This is a genomic window from Microbacterium sp. Bi128, from assembly GCF_918698205.1.
In genome coordinates this window covers 1-3,263 of sequence record NZ_CAKKMM010000528.1, presented here as the reverse complement: position 1 = coordinate 3,263, position 3,263 = coordinate 1, and the positions used below count along the sequence as shown (strand labels likewise).

The following is a 3,263-nucleotide window of genomic DNA, read 5'->3' as shown; positions in this document are numbered from 1 at the left end:
GCGCAGTAGGCGTGGCCGGCCTTCTCCTTGGCCAGCTGGGACCGGTGGCGCACCAGGAAACAGGAATAGCAGGTGAATTCGTCTTCCTTTTGCGGGATGACCGTGACGGTCAGTTCCTCGCCGGACAGGTCTGCCCCCGGCAGTTCCACGCCTTCGGAGGTATCGGCCTCGTCGAGTTCGCGGACAACGCTTCGCGCGTCAGGCGCATTCGCCGAACGGAGCGCCTCCAGGGAAGCGTTGCGGGATTCCGCGACGTCGGAGCGTACTTCGTCATAATCGGTTGCCACCTGGTGATACTCATTTCAGTTGCTGGGCGTGTGATTCGGAGTCTCTCCGGATCTACGTGTCGCCGGATCTACGTATCTCTGTATCTCCGGATCTCCGGATCTCCGGGATTGAACCGTACAGCATGACGCCGTGTAAATGCTGGGGACCGGGGCAGTCGCGGCAGTGACGCTCATGACACCCGGAGGCGGACGCCCCCGACGCCGGCCTTCCTGCTTTGTTCGCCACTCGTCACCGGGGCGTCACGCGCCGTTAATTTGGGTGCCCTAGCCTGATTCTTTAGGCACCATCCACCTTGGGCACCATCCGCACCATCCGTCGGGAGGATTCACCATGGCCGATATTGCTGCAGTGCTGGGACGGCTCACGCAGGACGAACTCAATGAACTGCGGTCCCTGGGCCCCAGCGGGCACCTGACCCGGCGCCTGACCGACGCCATCGACCGCGCAGCCGGCGGCCCCGGAGCCGGGCGCGGCTACTACGTCCCCAACGGGAGCGTCAGTTCCACCGGCGGACCGCACGTGGTCCTGCGCAGCGACGTTTCGGGGTGGCTGTTCGGTCCTCCCCAACAGGCCTGACCGAACAGCGACGGGCATCCCCTCCCACTGGACCCGCCAGGTTCCTTCCAGCCCGGCCCCGGAAGGGCCATACTGGCCCAAAGAGAGGGGGCTGGATTGCGGATCCTGATGGTGGAGGATGAGCATGCCCTGGCGGAAACAGTCCGCCGCGGGCTGAAGAACGAGGGGTTCGTCGTCGACGTCGCCCACGACGGCGTGCGGGGACTCGCGGCGGCGCTGGAGAACGCGTACGATGCCATCCTGCTGGACCTCATGCTGCCGCGGATGAACGGCTACGACGTCTTGAAGGAACTGCGGCAACGCAAGGTGTGGACTCCGGTGCTGATGCTCACGGCCAAGGACGGCGAATACGACCAGACCGATGCCTTCGACCTGGGCGCTGATGACTACCTCACCAAGCCGTTCAGCTTCCTGGTGCTGGTGGCCCGGATCAGGGCGTTGATCCGGCGCGGAGCGCCCGCCAGGCCTGTCATCATGACACTTGGCACGCTGTCCCTGGACCCCGTCAGCCACAGTGTGCGCCGCGGCGACACCCTCATCAGCCTCACGGCCAGGGAGTACGGGCTCCTGCATTATCTGATGCGCCGGCATGACCAGATCGTCTCAAAGGCGGAAATCCTGCAAAACGTCTGGGATCCGGCTTTCGAGGGCGCGAACAATGTGGTGGAGGTGTACATCGGCTACCTTCGGCGCAAGATTGATGTCCCGTTCGGGATCCACAGCCTGACCACGGTGCGCGGCATGGGCTATCTGCTCAGCGCCGACCCGACCCCTGAACCCCGTGCCGCCGGGAGTTCCGAGGAGTGACGTCGGCCGGCTCCACAGGTTCCGGAAGGGGAAATGTGATCTCAAAGCGGCAGTGACCCGCCGGTCCGTCCGTCGGACGGATGCTCCCATGATGGGCGGCCACAATTCCAGCCGCGATGGCCAGGCCAAGTCCGCTGCCGCCGCCTTCCCGGGAACGGCTGCCATCGAGCCGGACAAACCGTTCGAAGATCCGTTCCCGGTCCGCCTCCGGGATGGGGTCGCCGTCGTTGTCGACAGTGAGGATGACCCGGTCCCCGGCGGTGTGCAGGTCCACGGCGATCCGGGACAGGGCGTGGCGGTCCGCGTTGTCCAGGACATTCCGCAGGACCTGCGCCAGCCGCCGGGCGTCGCCGCGGATCCGGGTCGGAACGAGCTGCACCGAGATCTGGTTCCGGCTGGTGGACCGCAGCCGGCGGATCTCCTGGTCCAGCACGTCGTCAAGATCGACGTCCTTCTGCTCCACGCGCAGGCCGCCGTCGTTGGCCTTGGCCAGTGTCAGCAGGTCCTCCACGAGGAAGCTCATGCGGGCCGTCTCCTCGGAGAGGACATCCTTCATCTGAAGCCACATCGCCCCGGTCGGGTCCGCCGCCGCGATCTCGATCCCGGCCCTCAGCGTGGCCAGCGGGCTGCGCAGCTCGTGGCTGGCGTCCGAGACGAATCTGCGCTGTTCGGTGTCCGAGGCCTGCAGCCGGTCCAGCATGGTGTTCATGGTCAGCGCCAGGGCGTGGATTTCGTCGTTGGTGGGCGGGACGTCGACGCGCCCGTCCAGCCGCTCGGCCTTGATCCGGGCCACCTGGCCACGGATCCGCTCAACCTGGCGGAGGGAACGCCCCACCAGGAGCCATACGGCCACGGCCACGGTCCCGAGCAGCAGCGGCGTGGCTCCCAGCATGAACCACGCAACGGTGGAAATGGTGTCCGCCTGTATCTGTGATGCCTGGGCCACCACCACGGTATAGCTCAACGTGCCGGTCCGTGCTCCCACGGTGACGATGTGGTAGTCGTCGGTGTCCCCGATGCTCGGAAGGCTCGAGACGTCCTGGGTCATGGTGTGGCCCGGGCTGGGCCGCTGGGCTGAGAGCGGGGCGTTGGCGACCTCGGGGTCCGAGCTGGCCAGGACATACCCTTCGGCATCCAGCACCTGGACGAACTGGCCCGCATGCGCGGTGTCAATGATGTAGGCGCGGGCATCCTCGATGTCCATGTCCTCCATCTCGGCGACCACGTCCAGGGCCTTCTGCTGGGCTGCGGCGTCGCTCGACCGCGCCAGGGACGCCTGCAGCAGGACCAGAAGGACGACGCCGCCGAGCAGCAGCGCCACGGCTACGACGCCGACGGCGACCGCCGTCGAGCGCTTCCGCACGCCCCATCGAATCTCGCCCGTGCCGGGGCCGGAGGGGGCCCGTTTGCCCAGTGCCATGCTCCAAGAATGCGTCAATGCGCGGTTCGGGACAACCACCGCGGCCGCATTGCCGGCGCCGCCCGCCCGGCCGGCACCCCCGGCGGTGGCCGGAGCGCTCCTGCATGCGCGCACGTCCCCAGGGAGAGGCTGCTCTCAGTCTCTTCTCAGCGGGATGGGGGAGAGTGGAAAA

At 66.9% G+C, this 3,263-nt stretch carries 4 protein-coding genes; 2 read left to right on the top strand and 2 right to left on the bottom strand.

Features of this window, described 5'->3' with window-relative positions:
- The coding region (locus tag LQV45_RS22360; protein ID WP_230008879.1) for a DUF4193 domain-containing protein at nucleotides 1-287 on the bottom strand (287 nt) is incomplete at its 3' end.
- Nucleotides 288-618: 331 nt separating this feature from the next.
- Between LQV45_RS22360 and LQV45_RS22355 the strand changes: the two genes are divergently transcribed.
- Nucleotides 619-864, top strand: coding sequence for a hypothetical protein (locus LQV45_RS22355; RefSeq protein WP_230008878.1), 246 nt, complete (start codon nucleotides 619-621; stop codon nucleotides 862-864).
- A 96-nt stretch (nucleotides 865-960) separates the two neighbouring features.
- A complete protein-coding gene (locus tag LQV45_RS22350) occupies nucleotides 961-1,671 on the top strand; it encodes a response regulator transcription factor (RefSeq protein ID WP_230008877.1) in 711 nt (236 codons plus the stop codon).
- On the opposite strand, the gene LQV45_RS22345 is transcribed toward LQV45_RS22350, so the two are convergent.
- Entirely contained in the window at nucleotides 1,619-3,091 is a 1,473-nt protein-coding gene (locus LQV45_RS22345; protein ID WP_230008876.1) for a cell wall metabolism sensor histidine kinase WalK, read from the bottom strand. The genes LQV45_RS22350 and LQV45_RS22345 overlap by 53 nt on opposite strands.
- Between the last annotated feature and the right edge of the window lie 172 nt (nucleotides 3,092-3,263).